This is a genomic window from Anabaena sp. AL93, assembly GCF_001672085.1.
In the GTDB taxonomy this organism is placed as follows: Bacteria; Cyanobacteriota; Cyanobacteriia; order Cyanobacteriales; family Nostocaceae; genus Dolichospermum; species Dolichospermum heterosporum.
Map to the genome: position 1 here is coordinate 22,151 of NZ_LJOU01000058.1, position 16,493 is coordinate 38,643.

Annotated in this window: 16 protein-coding genes; 4 read left to right on the forward strand and 12 right to left on the reverse strand. The window is 38.8% G+C overall.

What is annotated here, in order from left to right; genetic code table 11:
• Nucleotides 1–529 precede the first annotated feature (529 nt).
• On the reverse strand, nucleotides 530–1,999 hold the full coding sequence (gene glcD, locus AN486_RS15680) for a glycolate oxidase subunit GlcD (protein WP_053540530.1): 1,470 nt from the start codon (nucleotides 1,997–1,999) through the stop codon (nucleotides 530–532).
• A 191-nt stretch (nucleotides 2,000–2,190) separates the two neighbouring features.
• Here glcD and AN486_RS15685 point away from each other — a divergent pair, with 191 nt between their 5' ends.
• A complete protein-coding gene (locus AN486_RS15685) occupies nucleotides 2,191–3,702 on the forward strand; it encodes an AAA family ATPase (protein ID WP_290601456.1) in 1,512 nt (503 codons plus the stop codon).
• Between the two features lie 128 nt (nucleotides 3,703–3,830).
• The gene (locus AN486_RS15690) at nucleotides 3,831–4,304 is read left to right on the forward strand and encodes an SH3 domain-containing protein (protein WP_168634742.1); all 474 of its coding nucleotides are present in this window, start codon (nucleotides 3,831–3,833) and stop codon (nucleotides 4,302–4,304) included.
• Between the two features lie 260 nt (nucleotides 4,305–4,564).
• On the opposite strand, the gene hppD is transcribed toward AN486_RS15690, so the two are convergent.
• The 6 genes from hppD to AN486_RS15720 form a co-directional block, all read right to left on the reverse strand.
• Nucleotides 4,565–5,626, reverse strand: coding sequence for a 4-hydroxyphenylpyruvate dioxygenase (hppD, locus tag AN486_RS15695; protein WP_290601457.1), 1,062 nt, complete (start codon nucleotides 5,624–5,626; stop codon nucleotides 4,565–4,567).
• A 333-nt stretch (nucleotides 5,627–5,959) separates the two neighbouring features.
• Entirely contained in the window at nucleotides 5,960–6,670 is a 711-nt protein-coding gene (locus tag AN486_RS15700) for an SDR family oxidoreductase (RefSeq protein WP_174763426.1), read from the reverse strand.
• Between the two features lie 314 nt (nucleotides 6,671–6,984).
• Nucleotides 6,985–8,334 (reverse strand): NYN domain-containing protein, encoded by a 1,350-nt coding sequence (locus AN486_RS15705; protein WP_290601458.1) that lies wholly within the window; start codon nucleotides 8,332–8,334, stop codon nucleotides 6,985–6,987.
• Between the two features lie 68 nt (nucleotides 8,335–8,402).
• Nucleotides 8,403–9,623 (reverse strand): exodeoxyribonuclease VII large subunit, encoded by a 1,221-nt coding sequence (gene xseA, locus AN486_RS15710; protein ID WP_290601459.1) that lies wholly within the window; start codon nucleotides 9,621–9,623, stop codon nucleotides 8,403–8,405.
• A 73-nt stretch (nucleotides 9,624–9,696) separates the two neighbouring features.
• Nucleotides 9,697–9,930, reverse strand: a complete 234-nt coding sequence (locus tag AN486_RS15715; protein ID WP_290601460.1) for a hypothetical protein — start codon at nucleotides 9,928–9,930, stop codon at nucleotides 9,697–9,699.
• 402 nt (nucleotides 9,931–10,332) lie between these two features.
• Nucleotides 10,333–10,494 (reverse strand): hypothetical protein, encoded by a 162-nt coding sequence (locus AN486_RS15720; protein WP_367142443.1) that lies wholly within the window; start codon nucleotides 10,492–10,494, stop codon nucleotides 10,333–10,335.
• A 235-nt stretch (nucleotides 10,495–10,729) separates the two neighbouring features.
• On the opposite strand from AN486_RS15720, the gene AN486_RS15725 reads away from it, so the two are divergent.
• Nucleotides 10,730–11,065: a formylglycine-generating enzyme family protein gene (locus tag AN486_RS15725; protein ID WP_290601467.1), complete on the forward strand. Its 336-nt coding sequence runs from the start codon at nucleotides 10,730–10,732 to the stop codon at nucleotides 11,063–11,065.
• A 175-nt stretch (nucleotides 11,066–11,240) separates the two neighbouring features.
• On the opposite strand, the gene bioF is transcribed toward AN486_RS15725, so the two are convergent.
• Genes bioF through AN486_RS15740 form a run of 3 tightly spaced genes read right to left on the reverse strand, consistent with a single transcriptional unit; the run spans nucleotide 11,241 to nucleotide 13,801 of the window.
• Nucleotides 11,241–12,410: an 8-amino-7-oxononanoate synthase gene (gene bioF / locus AN486_RS15730; RefSeq protein WP_290601468.1), complete on the reverse strand. Its 1,170-nt coding sequence runs from the start codon at nucleotides 12,408–12,410 to the stop codon at nucleotides 11,241–11,243.
• A 6-nt stretch (nucleotides 12,411–12,416) separates the two neighbouring features.
• Nucleotides 12,417–13,058, reverse strand: coding sequence for a Holliday junction branch migration protein RuvA (gene ruvA, locus AN486_RS15735; protein WP_015080791.1), 642 nt, complete (start codon nucleotides 13,056–13,058; stop codon nucleotides 12,417–12,419).
• Nucleotides 13,055–13,801, reverse strand: coding sequence for a sucrose-phosphate phosphatase (locus AN486_RS15740; RefSeq protein WP_290601462.1), 747 nt, complete (start codon nucleotides 13,799–13,801; stop codon nucleotides 13,055–13,057). Before AN486_RS15740 ends, ruvA begins: the two co-directional genes overlap by 4 nt.
• A gap of 223 nt (nucleotides 13,802–14,024) precedes the next feature.
• On the opposite strand from AN486_RS15740, the gene AN486_RS15745 reads away from it, so the two are divergent.
• Nucleotides 14,025–14,897: a hypothetical protein gene (locus AN486_RS15745; RefSeq protein ID WP_290601469.1), complete on the forward strand. Its 873-nt coding sequence runs from the start codon at nucleotides 14,025–14,027 to the stop codon at nucleotides 14,895–14,897.
• A 47-nt stretch (nucleotides 14,898–14,944) separates the two neighbouring features.
• Here the strand turns inward: AN486_RS15745 and AN486_RS15750 are convergent, their stop codons facing one another.
• The gene (locus AN486_RS15750; RefSeq protein ID WP_290601463.1) at nucleotides 14,945–15,445 is read right to left on the reverse strand and encodes a DUF4351 domain-containing protein; all 501 of its coding nucleotides are present in this window, start codon (nucleotides 15,443–15,445) and stop codon (nucleotides 14,945–14,947) included.
• 139 nt (nucleotides 15,446–15,584) lie between these two features.
• Nucleotides 15,585–16,493: tetratricopeptide repeat protein (locus tag AN486_RS15755; protein ID WP_290601464.1), on the reverse strand; the 909-nt coding region annotated here is incomplete at its 5' end.

Here is a 16,493-nt window from a genome sequence, read left to right on the forward strand (position 1 = left end):
AAATTCAAAAAAAGCCTTGCTGAATCAAAATCTGAATCAGATAATTGACTAAATTTACTATTGCAATATTTACATTTATTATAATAAAAAATTTCTAATAATTAACCTATAATACTATCTAACTAAAGATAGATAAAATTACTTTTAACCTCTATCTTTAGTCATATAAAACTATCTGAATTGTCTAACTAAGGGTACTTCTAAGCAATAAATTTAAAAAACCAACCACAGAGGCACAGAGAACACAGAGAGAGGATAAATATTAGGTTGTTTGGATTAGCGTTGCGAAGCAATGGAACGAAACCCAACATTTAACCCAACATTTATTTTTTACAAAAGAAGGGAACAGGGAACTCTTAACTGGGAGCAAATAAGAAACACTCATTTGCACCAGTTTAGAGCTTCAGTCAAAAAAAGGATGTTTTTAAAAGATGCGTAGCACGAAAAAAACAGTGTCATTATTTCAATCTCATGTTTTTAAACATGAGTTTTTCCTGTTCCCTGTTGCCCGTTCCCTGTTCCCTCTGAATTAGAATCTTTCTACATCTGGGAATTGTTGAATAGATGCTTTAGCTGCTTCTCCACAAGTGCGAGGTGTGGGAAAAATCTTGCCAGGATTTGCTAAACCTTGGGGATTAAATACCTGTCTTACCCATTGCATAGTCTCTAAATCAGCTTCGCTAAACATATCTGGCATATAGCATTTCTTATCAGCACCAATACCATGTTCACCGGAAATACTACCACCTACTCTTACGCATAGCCGGAGAATCTCTCCCCCTAATTCTTCGACTTTTTCTAATTCTCCATGTACAGAATTATCAAATAAAATTAATGGATGTAAATTCCCATCTCCAGCATGAAAAACATTAGCAATAGGATAACCATATTCATGACTTAATCTCTCAATTTCTTGGAGGACATAAGGTAATTGAGTCCGAGGAATTACCCCATCTTGTACATAATAATCAGGGCTAATATGTCCCGCAGCCGCAAAAGCAGCTTTTCTGCCTTTCCATAATTTTAATCTAGTTTCTGGGTCACTAGCACTAGTAACATTTCGCGCCCCATTCTTTTTGCAAATTTCTGTAACTCGCTGTTTATTTGCAGAAACTTCTACTTCTAAACCATCAATTTCTACTAATAAAATAGCTGTGGCATCACGGGGATAACAATTAGTAGCAACAACATCTTCTACAGCATTAATACTAATATTATCCATCATTTCCATGCCACCGGGAATAATCCCCGCGCTGATAATATCAGAAACAGTGGCAGCCGCAGCATCTACACTGGTAAAATCTGCGAGTAATACACAAATTGATTCGGCACTTTTGAGAATTTTTAAAGTGATTTCTGTGGCAATTCCTAATGTTCCTTCTGAACCGACAAATACACCTGTTAAATCATAACCCGGCATTTCAGAAATTTGTCCACCAACATCAACTATTTCACCGTCAGGAAGCACAAGTTTTAAACCTAAAACATGATTCGTTGTCACACCATATTTTAAACAATGGACTCCCCCAGAATTTTCGGCAATATTGCCACCAATGGAACAAATAATTTGACTAGAAGGGTCAGGTGCAAAATAAAAACCAGCACCGCTAACTGCCTGTGTCACCCAACTATTAATTACTCCTGGTTGCACGACAGCCCGTTGATTTTCTAAGTCAATGCTGAGGATTTGTCGCATTAAAGAAGTGATAATCAAAACGGAATTTTCTGTTGGTAAAGCACCACCAGATAAACCAGTTCCTGAACCTCTGGCGATAAAAGGAACGGAGAATTGATTGCAAATTTTGACAATTTCTGATACTTGTTCTGTGGTTCTGGGTAATACTGCAACTGGGGGACGTTGTTTATAGCTGGTTAAACCGTCACATTCATAGGTGAGAAGTTCTTCTTTGCGTTGAACTACGCCTTTTTCACCAACTACAGCGACAAATTTTTTGATAATAGGTTTCCAGTTGATTTGTTTTTTATCTTGGGTAAGCATGGATTTTTATTTTGGATTTGTTTCACGCAGAGGCGCAGAGTCGCAGAGAGTAAGAGTTTATAATCTTTGATTTTTTAATTTCACTCTGGTAAGTCTGCATTGATTATCAATGGGGGGTGTACAATCGGATATGGTATTATACTAAACCTTATTGATTTTGATAATGCGGCTTTAGCCATACTTGTTATTTTATGAATTTTCGTGATGAGTTTAAATTGTTACTCCGCGCCCGTTATCCGTTGATTTATATTCCTACTTATGAGGAGGAACGGGTAGAGGCGGCGATTCGGGAAGAGGCGATAAATCAAGGTAATCGTCCGGTGTATACTTGGGATTTTGTGGACGGTTATCAGGGAAGTCCCAATGATGTGGGGTTTGGGAAACGTAACCCGTTACAGGCTTTGGAGTTTGTGGAAAAGTTGACTGCTACTGCCCCAGCGGTGTTGATTTTACGAGATTATCATAGATTTTTGGATGATGTGGCGATCGCTCGTAAACTTCGTAATTTAGCCAAACTGCTGAAATCACAACCGAAAAATATTGTCCTATTATCCCCTCGCGTCGCTATTCCTGACGATTTGACGGAAGTGCTGACGGTGGTTGAGTTTCCCCTACCTAACGCCCCGGAAATCAAAACGGAGGTGGAACGGTTGTTACAAGCTACTGGAAATCCACCTGTTGGCAAGTTTTTGGATGATTTGGTGCGTTCTTGTCAAGGGTTGTCTATGGAAAGAATCCGCCGGGTATTGGCGCGAGGAATCGCCACTCATGGACAATTAGAACCAGAAGATGTAGATTTAGTTTTGGCAGAAAAGCGGCAAACTATCCGCCAAACTCAAATTCTTGATTTTTACCCCGCCACTGAGGAAATTACTGATATTGGTGGTTTGGATAATTTGAAGGATTGGTTAATTCGACGTGGGGGTTCGTTTAGCGAAAAAGCCCGACAATACGGTTTACCTCATCCTCGTGGGTTAATGTTGGTGGGAATTCAGGGAACTGGTAAGTCTTTAACTGCCAAGGCGATCGCTCACCATTGGCATTTACCTCTGTTACGATTAGACGTAGGGCGGTTATTTGGTGGTTTGGTGGGTGAGTCAGAATCCCGCACCCGGCAAATGATTCAAGTCGCAGAAGCGCTCGCTCCCTGTATACTCTGGATTGATGAAATTGATAAGGCTTTTTCTGGTTTGGGTAGCAAAGGTGATGCAGGAACTACCAGCCGGGTATTTGGGACTTTTATCAATTGGTTAGCGGAAAAAACTTCTCCTGTATTTGTTGTGGCTACTGCTAATGATATTCAGGCGTTACCACCAGAAATGTTAAGAAAAGGGCGATTTGATGAAATTTTCTTTGTCGGTTTACCCAGCCAAGAAGAAAGAAAAGCCATTTTCAATGTGCATTTATCCCGATTGCGTCCCCATAATTTGAACAGCTATGAAATCGAAAGATTAGCCTACGAAACCCCCGATTTTTCCGGTGCAGAAATTGAACAAACGTTAATTGAAGCCATGCACATTGGCTTTAGTCAAAACCGTGATTTCACCACTGATGATATTTTAGAGGCTGCTAGTCAAATTATCCCCTTGGCACGAACTGCCCTCGAACAGATTCAAAAACTCCAAGAATGGGCAGCATCCGGTAGGGCGCGTCTAGCCTCAAAATACAGTCCTTTAAGCGATCGCATTCAACGTCAATTATAGGAGTCAGGAGGTAGGGGCGCGGGGCCCGCGCCCTTTATCAGAAGTAAGAAAAGAAAGAAGGAAGAAGAAAGAAGAAAAAAACTAACCAATTACCAATTACCAATTACCAATTACCAATTCCCTACTATATGCTGACAAACTTACTTAAAGTTATACTCGGTTTTGTTTTAGCGATCGCAGTTTTATTAGGTACTGGCTTAACAGTTGCCCTCTATTTTGTTAACCGTACTGCTGTAACTCCTCCCAAGCCAATGTATCCTAATGATAATCCTTCTTTTCAAGCCAAAAAGCCCAAAGCCATTGCCAAATCCCCACCTAAAAAACTAGCTACTCCCAACCCCACATCTAGCCCTACACCCACACCCACAGAATCACCCAAACCACTACCACCAGATGCCTACGAAGGAACTGTCACTTGGGCAGATGGGTTAAGTATGCGGTCTGAACCAGACACAAATTCTTCCACTACTGGTGGAGTTGGTGGTAATAAAAAAGTAATTATTTTAGAAGAAAGCGCCGATAAAAAATGGCAAAAAATCCGCATTCCTGATACCGATAAAGAAGGTTGGGTAAAAGCAGGTAATATTCAGCGTTCCCAGTAAGTAGCGATATCTTTAATTTCTTCTATTAACCTCCTTGTAACGCTATGGACTTGAATGAAAGTATGAATTTGTTTCACGCAGAGACGCAGAGGCGCAAAGAATAAGAGTGTGAAAAAGGGAATTTTTGATTTTCATACCACCATTATCCAATGTCCGTAAAGCCTGTAGGGGCGCAGGGCCTGCGCCCTAAATTATATTGCATAAACCGTGATTACTGCTATAACCTAATTTTGGATTTTAAATATGCAATTAAAAATCTCCTAACCCCTAACAAAACCGCGTTTAATTTGTTCCCGTTCAATCGCTTGAAATAAAGCCAGAAAATTACCTTCCCCAAAACCTTGGGCAAGAGAACGACGTTCAATAAACTCAAAGAAAAAAGTTGGTTTAGAAAAAATTGGTTGACTAAAAATTTGCAATAATAACTGCCCTGGTTGAGAATCTTCATGCCAGTCTACCAGAATTTCTTGGTCAGATATGGCTTGCAATTCTTCAGTTGACAGAGAAAACTTATATCGTTGTTGGAGTTGGAAATAGTAATTTTGAGGAACAGAAAGAAAAGATAAACCAGCAGCCCGAAACCGAGAAATTGCATCAACAAGATCAGGTATTAATAAAGCAATATGTTGAATACCTGCACCTCTGTTCACCTCCAAAAATTCCTGAATTTGCGAACTAGGTGAAGCCGGTTCATTAATTGGTAATTGAATATTGCCATTAGGAGAAATCATTACCTGACTATGCAAACCGGAACGATCAGTTTTGATATTAAAACTTTGTTGAGGTTGAAAATCAAATATTTTCTCATACCAATTAACAGCAATTGCCAACTCACCCACACCCACATTTAAAACTAAATGATCAATAGCAGTAATGAAATGACGGGAAATATTGTCAACCTCTGCTATTTTTGCCTTTTCCCTACTAATTAACGTATGATTTAAACCACCCCAAGCAGCAATTTTAGCATACTGACAAAATCCAGCATCTTGAACAGGTTGGAGAATCCTTGCACCATTGCTTATAGCCCTTGCTATCACATCTTCCACATCATCAACTACAAAGGCTATATCAGCCACACCAGGAGGATGTTCACGTAAAAACTCAGCCACCGGACTAGTCGGTAAAATTGCAGAAGAAAGTAAGAAGTAGACAGATCCACTTTTCACCACTTCTGTACAAGTATGTAACGATTTTGGATGATGAAAAAACCTGGGAAAAATACCATCATTCACTGCTTGAAACCCAAGACAATATACAAACCAATCTCGCCACCTTTGGGCATCTTCGACATAAAAGTGAACGTGATCAATTTGCAGCATAATTCCTTTTAAATCCAGTATTTACAAAAACAGGGAACAGGAAGGATGAGGGAACAGATAAGAAACACTCATTCGCACCAGTTTAAATCTCAGTCAAAGAAAGATATTTTTAAAGCTGTGTAGCCCGAAAAAAACAGTGTCATTATTGCCATCTCATGTTTATAAACATGAGTTCTTTCTGTTCCCTGTTGCCCCTTCCCTGTTACCTCTGAATATCACCTTTATAGCGTTTCCCAGTCTAATGAAGTACACACCAATTTATTCACTGTTCCCTACCTAAAACGAAAAAACTTTGTACCTGACTAGCATGAGAATTGCTATATCTATCACATACTAGAAAAACAAATGACTCTCAGGTTGAATATTAATTTCCATAGGTATAGCCTGTGGTTCAGCCGATAAAGCATAAAAAATAGCATTTGCCGCAGTCTCACAACTCAGCATTTTACTCCGATCTACTTTTAAATTTACCTTATCCCAAAAAGAAGAATCTATCCCTCCAAAGTAAAAAAGTGTCATTTTCACCCCAAAACGTTTCAGTTCTTCCGCTATACATTTACTAAAACCCACCACACCGAACTTAGACGCAGAATAAGCCGCAGCCATAGGCATTGAATGTTTACCAAGAATACCGACAACATTACAAATATGACCAGATTTGCGTTTTTGCATCTCCTTCGCTGCTGCTTGAGTCGTGTAAAAACAGCCTTTTAAATTTAGATCCAGCATTGCCTCTAAATCTGCCGATTCAATGTTATTGTAGGCTTTGAGAATCCCCGCTCCGGCTGCATTTACCAGGACATCAATTTGTCCAAACTGGGATATTGTTGCTTGGATTAACGCTTCCACCTGTTGAGGTTGAGTAATATCGGTGGGAACTGTCAGCACATCTGCTGATAATCCATTTGCTAATGCAGCTAAACTTTCCCTGTCTCTAGCCGCAAGTACCAACCGCGCACCAGTGGAGGACAACTTACGAGTTAAAGTAGCACCAATACCACCAGTAGCACCGACAATGACAATAACTTTATCTTGTAACATCATCATATTTACATTTCTTTACAGACTATATTTATAGTACAGTCTATCTCGGTATTCTGGGTTTAACCAGAAGAAGGAGTCAGAAAGAGGGAATAAGGAAAAAAGAATTATTAAGAGTTCTCCAATTAAAAAAGTATCCCAAAATTTCTTGTGGTGCGGGTGGAAAAGCCCGCTAATAATACAAGGACGGGCAAGATGCCCATCCCACAAGATTGGATAGCGAGGCGCTGCTGCAAGCAGTTCATCTTTTTTGTGGAGTTCTCTAACCTATCTCGGTATTCTATGTTTCATCATCCCAATCAAATAAATCAGACAAATCATAGTTCAGATTTTTTCACACCCACCTCCCATCTTTTACCTAGCTGCTGAATTTGCAAAGAATTACAAGAATGTAAAAACTTCACAAAACTACCACCAATCTGCAATTGTTTTATTTGTTCCGTAATCGGTTGACCATATTGCTGATAAAACTTACTACCCAAAATACTAATATCCACAAATTGCTGATTATCTAATTTACTTAAAGCTGTCAAAATATTTTTAATCGCCTGTTCTAAATCTGCGGCAGAATTAATAGCAGGTAATCCGCTTGATATTGTAGCTTTTACATTAGCTTGACTATCTTCTGATTGGATTTGTTGATGTTCAAAGATTGTGACATATAATTCAGATTTCTCATCAATTTGATGAATGACAATCTCAGATGGATAGTTAATAAATACATCTTTGGCTTTTTTACCAGGAAAATGATGAGCAATAATTTGACTAATAGTTAATTGATGTTTGCTTTTAAATAATTTAGACAGAATCGAAAGTTTCACCCAATAACTAGCAGTTTGCTTTTGTTGTAATTTAATCAAGCCCTTGATTTGAAAAATAAACTGCTCTATAGAAGGTATTTCTGGCGCAGGTTTCAGAGAATAATTAACAGTTTCACTGGTTGTACTATTAAATACCTTAATATTTTCTCCATGTTGACTAACTTGATAAACTAATATCCCATTTTGCTGTAACGTATTACATAAGTTGGTCATTACCTTATCTGAGGAACAAACAAACACTTCCTTAACATTAGGATAGCGCTCATGAATAGAAGAACCCACCGCAATCATTTTACCATCAGCATTATCTCTACCAGCAGGAACATGAATTAAATCATAGCCACGTTCATGTAATTCTACATCCAACTTTCCGCGATTTGACCAATTAGCAAAAGCAATTTTAACTTGTACAGGAGAATGACAAATTGTAGTTAAAAACTTTTCTGTATTCGTGTTCAGTTGTAAGTTTTCTGCATCTAAAAGCAAAATAGTTATATTTACAGATTGTCGTTGAAGTAAATGATTAGCATTTACTTCAATATTTTCGGAATTTAACTGCTCAATATCAGATATTAAATCTAATATTATTTGTGAATCAAAAGCTGCGGGAACAAGCACTGCTTTAAGTGATGATTGCAGTTTTTGTAATAATTCGTCCCAGCTTTGAGTTTGGCTGAGTATAGCTCTAAATTTTGCACTTAGAGCCGATTTATTTGTAGATATTTGCCAGTTAATAGTCCGATATTTTGCAATCAGTAATTCTGGTTGCTGTTGTTGAATGGCAATAATTGATTGACAAATCTCGACGGAAATTTTTTGTAGTAAGGCAGAATCATGATAGGACATAGCTTACATCATACAGTAGAGCATCCTGGGCATAAAGTCTGAAGTCTGAAAATATACTTTTCCAGAATTTAACTTTCAGTAACTTCTATAACTTTAACTGTTACCTTACCTTGTGCCAACTGAATCACTAAATTTTCTCCTATAGTTAATTCTGATACAGAATGAGGAATTACACCATTTTCTGTTATCACTACTGCGTAACCACGCTGTAATACAGATTGAGGGTCAATACTGGCCAATTTTTGACGTAACATTTCTAAGTGTTGATTGGCTTGTTGTAATTTTCCCGTTGTTACTTGTAATAATTGCCGCTGTTTCCAAGATAACTTGTCTCTTTCCTGTTCTACTTGTCTATCTAACCGCAATTGACGCAACCGATGTTTTAATCCTTGAAGTTGCTTTTCCCTAACTGCTAATGATGAATTGACGGCTGTACACAAGCCGATAATTCGCTGTTGGTGTTGAATTTGTAAATCAGACAGTGACGGGACAACTGTTTCCGCTGCGGCTGTTGGTGTATGTACCCATGAATCAGCAACTAAATCTGTTAAGGATTCATCCCTTTGGTGTCCAATTCCTGTTATTACTGGTATTGGACAATTAGCAACAGCCATAACGACTCTTTCATCATTAAAACAAGCTAGTTCTTCAACAGCACCACCACCTCTCGATAAAATTAATACTTCTGCACGACCATCTTTTTTGACCCGTTCAATGGCTTTTACGATGGATGCTGGTGCTTGTTCACCTTGTACTGTTGCGGGAGAAAATAAGATGTGTAAGCCGGGATATCTATGTTTAAGGGTTTTTTGAATATCACCCCAAGCGGCTGCTGTTGGGGACGTAATAACGGCGATAATTTGCGGATGTGGGGGAATGTATTTCTTTCTTTCTGTATCAAATAGTCCCTCAGCCTGTAAGCGATTTTTTAGTTGTTGATAGCGTAACGCCTGTAAACCTACACCCGCGGGTAAGGCTTGCCACACTGTTAATTGATACTCTCCCCGTTGTGGATAAATCCGAATACTGCCTAAAATAATTAACTGTTCGCCAGCCACAGGCATTTGTGCCAATTTTGCTACTTGACTTTTCCAAGATACGCACTTAATAGAGGCTGTACTATCCGTATCTTTTAGTGTAAAAAATAACCCACTTTGGTGATGATTGGCGCTGGAAACTTCCCCAGTTACCCATACTTGTCTGAGAATTTCATCTTGTTCTAAGAGTAATTTTAGGTAGTCGGTTAATCCAGTTACGGAAAGGGCGGTATTAGAAAAGTCAAGGGTCATCCGATTTTAGATTTTAGATTTTGGATTAATTCTACTGATAAATTCTCTGGGTTTTAGCATCCAGAAATTATATTCATTGCGATGAATCAAAGGGAGACCAGACAGGAATTTCTGTGCAATTATTCAACATTTCCAATTCTTCTGGAGAAAGTTTTGAGGAATAATCATCTGTTGGGATGATTTTTTGTTGAGGATCTAAATTTTTGGTAAATTGTTGAATATATTCTTGAAGATGTTCTACTATTTGTTTTTGGATATTTAAGGGTAAGGTTTCGATTAGAGACTTCCAAATAAAAAAATGTCCCAAAACTGATGCAGAAATTCTCTCTCTGTGTACTCTGTGCCTCTGTGGTTCGTTTCTTAGGATAATTTATTTCTTGGAAGTCTCTTAATGAAATTAAGGTTTGGATATGAGGTGACATATTGATAACTAAATTATTCTAATTGGGAAGAATTTAGTATACAGCGGTTATCACTGTTGATGCAATACAACTGAGGGCGCAGACCCTGCGCCCCTACCTCCTGACCTCCTGACTCCTGAATTCTCACTCTAATTCTTCCATACTTTTGATCTGTGATTGCTTAATAGAGGATACACTATGGTTAAGGGCAATGGGAAAAGGCAAAACTCAAACTGAAGCTATCAGCAAAGTTGTTGAACCCCACCCCGCAAGCGAGGAGGGGGCTATAATATTTTTAATCTTCATCATCAATCAGAATCTTGTTGTAAAATACGATTATTCAATCGCTCGTATTCATCCTCTAGTAGCCACATTTTCGCGGCTTCATAATTGTCACTGGCAAAGATGATTTTATAGTTTTGTGCAGGGTTATGGATACAGAATTTTCCTGATTGTTCTTTGACTAACATCAGAATATAAGGAGGAGATATCAACGTATCTACCCAGATTTCTGCAAACTCCCATTCAGTTTCTTGTTTTGATGTTTGAGAGATTTTAGTAGCTAAGAAGCTTTTCGACTGCGAGATTTAGGGAAACATTCACATATTCCAGATTTACTCGCATTCTTTCCCCAAGAAGGAAGATTATATTTAGTTCAGGAATTTATCGAAGGTAAAAACAACTCCTTACTACTTTGGTGAAAGTATTACCTTCGATTTAGCAAATTATAGTAAATTTCTATTCGGAAAAACGACAGATTTAGGAAAGTTTCCTCCCAATAATTTTGGGTTGTATGATATGCACGGTAATGTATGGGAGTGGTGTGAAGATGGCTGGCGTGAAAATTATATAAATGCACCTATTTGGCCTAATGACAGCATTCCTTGGATTAGTAGCAATGATGTCTATGTAATGCGCGGTGGTTCATGGTGTAGTGATGATAAAATTTGCCGTTCTGCGTATCGTCACTACAGTAACCCATACGATAGGTGTTATGACTACGGTTTTCGGTTGGTAGTTTCTGGTGTAGGGACTCTTTAGTTATTTACCCTTCCAAATATTTTTAACCGAAAATGTCTGAACTATGATTTTTATGATTTAAGGATTTACATGATTTGATTTTTTGCTAAATCTCTACAATGGGTTAAAAAGAAAATCTCTTCCTTTTCTTCTTTGCGTCTTTGCTCCTTTGCGACTTTGCGCGAAATAATTGTCATTACCCTTCTATGCGTTTAATCACTTCTACCAATTTCTGAAGATGTCCTAACTCATGGGTAGCCATTACAGATATTCTAATCCGGCTGGTGCTAACTGTGGGGGGACGAATGGCTGGCGCAAAAATTCCTGATTCTCGCAAATGCTTTCCGGCTGTTAATGCGGCTGCTGCATTAGATAATTGAAAACATAATATTGGTGATTCTGTGGGGAATAATTTTAAGTTAGGTAAATTTTCTGTAATTAATTGTTTTAAATAATTGACATTTTGCCAAAGTTGCGATCGCCTTTCCGGTTCTTCTCGCACTATCTTAATAGCAGCTATTGCTGCTGCTGTGTCTGCGGGAGAAAGGGCTGTAGTATAAATCCAACTGGGGGCGCGATTGCGTAAAAAGTCAATTAGAGAGCCACTTCCAGCAACATATCCGCCTAAACTTCCCAAAGCTTTACTTAATGTACCAATTTGAATTAATTCTCTGCCTGTACACCCAAAATGTTCTACACAGCCAGCGCCAGTTTTTCCCATCACTCCCGTAGCATGAGCTTCATCGAGCAGTAGCATACTACTAAATTCTTCAGCTAAATCTAGCAGTTGGGGTAATGGACATAAATCACCATCCATGCTAAAGACGCTATCAGTGATGATCAAACAGCGGCGAAAATTTTTCCTGTGTTCCCATAACTTTTCTTGCAGTACTGCAGTACCACCGTGCGGATATTCCATAACAGTTGCACCGCTGAGAATTGCCCCTTTTTTTAAGCTGGAATGGTTATATTCATCCGTTAAAATTAAGTCTCTTTTCCCAACTATAGCCGCAATAGTCCCTAAATTTGCTAAATAACCAGAACTAAATACTAATGCGTCTTCGGTTTGTTTAGTAGATGCGATTCCCTGTTCTAATTCTCTATGTATTTCTCGATGCCCACTGAGTAATCTAGAACCTGTACTACCAGTGCCGAATTGTTGAATAGCAGTAATGGCGGCTATTTTTAAGCGTTCATCTCCTGCTAGTCCTAAGTAATCATTACTGGCAAAGTTAATAACCTCTTGCCCAGATAATACCACAGTTGCACCGGGTTGGCTGTGAATCGGTTGCACGCAACGATACCAGTCAGCCCGATGAATAGTGGCGAGAGATTCATTTATCCAAGCATAGGGATTATTATTGATCATGAATTAGGAACACTCTACTTCACTACTGCTAAGATAAGCGATCGCTTGTCTAATCCAATCTTCCACATAGGCATTTTTGGGTAAACCAATATTTTCGCTAACTGTGTGCAAAGCGTGACTGACTTCATGGGCAGTATATCCCAAAGCGAAAAGAGTCATTTGCACTTCTTCTAAAATTCCTGGTGCGGGTCCCCCTGTAGCCACAAAGAAGCCCGCTGATTTGCGCCATTCGATGAGTTTACTCTTTAGTTCTAAACAGATGCGTTCAGCGGTTTTCTTGCCCACTCCAGGGGCTTGAATGAGCATTTGGATGTTAGCAGCGACAATGGCTTGGACTAACTCTGGTAATTCCATTGTATCCAAGAGAGCGATCGCTAATGCCGCACCAATACCGCTAACACTGAGCAAATGGCGAAATAAATCCCGTTCGGAAGGAGAAGAAAAACCATAAAGCATGGGGATTTCCTCTCGAATCTGGTAATGGGTAAAGATTTGGATCACATCCCCAGTTGATGTTAACTGGTTGGACAAACGTTGGGGAATTTGTAAATCGTAACCTGTGCCATTGACTTCTAAGGTCAAGATGACGCGATTAGGAGTAATGGCTTGGACACCAGCAACGATACCTTTAAGATAGCTAATCATTCTAGGAAACCAAAATATTTTAAACCTTCCATAATCCCAGCAGCACAACGGTTTTGGGCGAGGTAACGGTAGTCCGCAGGATGCTGATGATACCATTGGAGTAACTCTGGACGAGCATTCCCGACAATGATTCCCCGTTCCTGACCGACAGCGAATAAAGCTATATCATTACCTGAATCACCACAAACAACAGTCTGCTCGGCTGCAAATTTCCACTTCTGTCGTAAAAACTGCATTGCTTGACCTTTATCGCTGGTATGGGGTAAAATGTCAAGGTCAATTTCACTACTATAAATTAACTTTACATTTAGTTGAGTTTTTTGCAACTCGGTTTCAAGTTGTGGTAAGATGCCCGACAATTCCGCTTTCAGGAAAAAACTGACTTTAAAAGGACGTTGTTCTGTATCTGGTTGTAGCACTAATTCCGGGAATTGCTCAGTGATAGAGAGGATTTTTTGCCTATCCCAACCTTGAGCAAGAATGTTTGACCATTCTGCGTCATGATTATTACTACCATCTAAATAGATTTCCGTACCCACAGACAGAACCAAAGCATCTGGAGAAAAGAGATTTTGTTCCTGTTGGAGTTCGCGGTAAAGCACAGGCGATCGCCCTGTAGAGTAGACTATCTTTGTCCCATATTGTTGACGATGACTTTGCAAGCGATCGCTCAACTGCAATAATGCTTGATCATCCCCTACGAAGGTATGATCTAAATCTGTTACGAATAAGAACTTAGTCACAGTCAACTCCTTTTGTTAGCTTAATTCACAAAAAGTGTATGTTGTTTTGGCACTTAGCGCGGAATTGATGAATTTAGTGGTTAATTAACCTTTGATTTTTCGCGCAAAAACAGTATTTAGATGCTTGACAATTGATTTGAAATTTGCTATAGTAAAATTGATAAGGAAGAACTATCTTAAAATAAATACCAGAATAGTCAAGCTGACAACCCAGCGGGGAATGATGACACGACAACTGCACGACCAACTGGCTAAAGAATACCTAGAAGAATTATTAAAACCTTTAGGTAATGTCACAATCAGCAAAGATGTAAAAAGCGAAGTTCAGGAAATAGATGTTTGGTTTGTTCCGACAACAACAGCTATAAATTCTGAATTAGGATTATTAGGAAAAATGGCAGTTAAAAGCTGTCTTTTTGAACCTTACCGCAATGCACCTAACGAGGTAGAAATTAGAAGTTGTTTGGTAAAATTGTATAGCGTTCAGGGTGAATTATTACGACAAGCCAAAAGAGAAAAAAGTTCTATCTCTGAAGAAGAATTACCCCTTCTATGGATTTTAACACCCACTTGTTCTGAAAGAATCTTGGAAGGGTTTGGAGCAAAAACAAAGGAGGGATGGGAAAAAGGAGTTTATTTTCTGCCAAAATACCAGAAAGCAGCTATTGTGGCTATTAACCAGTTACCCATGACAGAGGATACACTATGGTTAAGGGTATTAGGAAAAGGGAGAACTCAAACAGCGGCTATCAGCGAAGTCGTGGAACTGTCAAAAGACAATGATAAATGGAAGTATCTAGTAAGAATTTTCGCATCTTGGCGAAAAAATTTAGAATTGAATAGTAATGTCAATGATGAAGAAGTAAGGGAGTTAATTATGAGTTTATCACCTGCGTATCTTAAACAGTGTGAAGAATGGAAACAAGACGGACAGCGGTTGATGGTCGAGAGTTTGTTAGCGGTGCGTTTTAGTAATTTAGATGAGGATTTATCTGCTATTATCAGTCAGTTGATGGAACTTTCCCCTACAGAAAGAACCCAGTTATTACTTAATCTTTCCCGTGAGGAATTATTAACTAGGTTTAAAGTTGATTAGACATTTCCAAAAAAAGAGGCATTTGAGGAAATGTCTCTTTCAATGACTTAATCAATATTTTGTTGTAACCATGTTTCTAAATCAGCCATAGCAGAAAAATCAAAAATACTTTCTCCTAATATTTCTAATTGTGAAATTGATAACTGGCGGATTTGTGATGCAATTACTGGATCTAGATTACCAAAACGCTTTGATAATTGACGAATAACTAAATTAGCTTCACCTTGTTGTTCACCTTGTTGTAAACCTTGTTTGAGGATTTCGTTATACCAGGGTGATTCTCTTAATACTGTCATATCCCACCTCATGATTTGTTGAACTATTGGTATTTCTAGGACAAAGGATGCAAAAAATGATAATAATGGTTCTAAATCGCTTAACTGTTCATTTTCTCGGAGTTTAATTACTGCTTCTCTGACAACTGCTTCTTCACCACCTCCTTTGAGAATTGGGACAAAGGGTAATAAACTTGATAAATTTTCTGCAAATACTAAACTAGCTTCAATTTCCCAGAGATTAATTACCCGATAGTCTTGATAACTTTTCATTCCCATAAATTCTTGGGGAAATTATTATAGCAATTCCCATTCAAGTGAGATACAAGCAGTAATAATTAAACGCAGATGGACGCAGATAAACGCAGATTTTTTACAATGTTATCAAAGTTTGGAATTTAAAGAAATTACCTTAACCGTTTGCCATTTTTCGCACATCATTAATAATTTCTCTCACTGTTTCAGCATTGGGTGATTGAATACACTGGAATATCTCTAAAGACTGATGTAAATAATCCAGTGCAGTCACAAAATCTCCTTTTTCATCTGCTAACAACTGTCCCAACATCGCCAAAGTCGCGGCTTGACCTTGGACATTACCAATGCTTTCTTTGATTTCTAAAGACTGCTGGTAGTGGGCGATCGCTTCTTCTATTTTTCCCGTGTCCGCGTAGATACCAGCTAAACAGTGCAAAGTCGCGGCTTTAGTTTTGACATCACCAATGCTTTCAGTGATTTCTAAAGACTGCTGGTAGTGGGCGATCGCTTCTTCTATTTTTCCCGTGTCCGCGTAGATACTAGCTAAACAGTGCAAAGTCGCGGCTTTAGTTTTGACATCACCAATGCTTTCAGTGATTTCTAAAGACTGCTGGTAGTGGGCGATCGCTTCTTCTATTTTTCCCGTGTCCGCGTAGATACCAGCTAAACAGTGCAAAGTCGCGGCTTTACCTTGGACATTACCAATGCTTTCTTCAATTTCTAAAGACTGCTGGTAGTGGGCGATCGCTTCTTCTATTTTTCCCGTGTTGGCGTAGATAATAGCTAATTGGTGCAAAGTCGCGGCTTTACCTTGGACATTACCAATGCTTTCTTTGATTTCTAAAGACTGCTGGTAGAGGGCGATCGCTTCTTCTATTTTTCCCGTGTCCGCGTAGATACTAGCTAAACAGTGCAAAGTCGCGGCTTTAGTTTTGACATCACCAATGCTTTCAGTGATTTCTAAAGACTGCTGGTAGTGGGCGATCGCTTCTTCTATTTTTCCCGTGTCCGCGTAGATACCAGCTAAACAGTGCAAAGTCGCGGCTTTACCTTGGACATTACC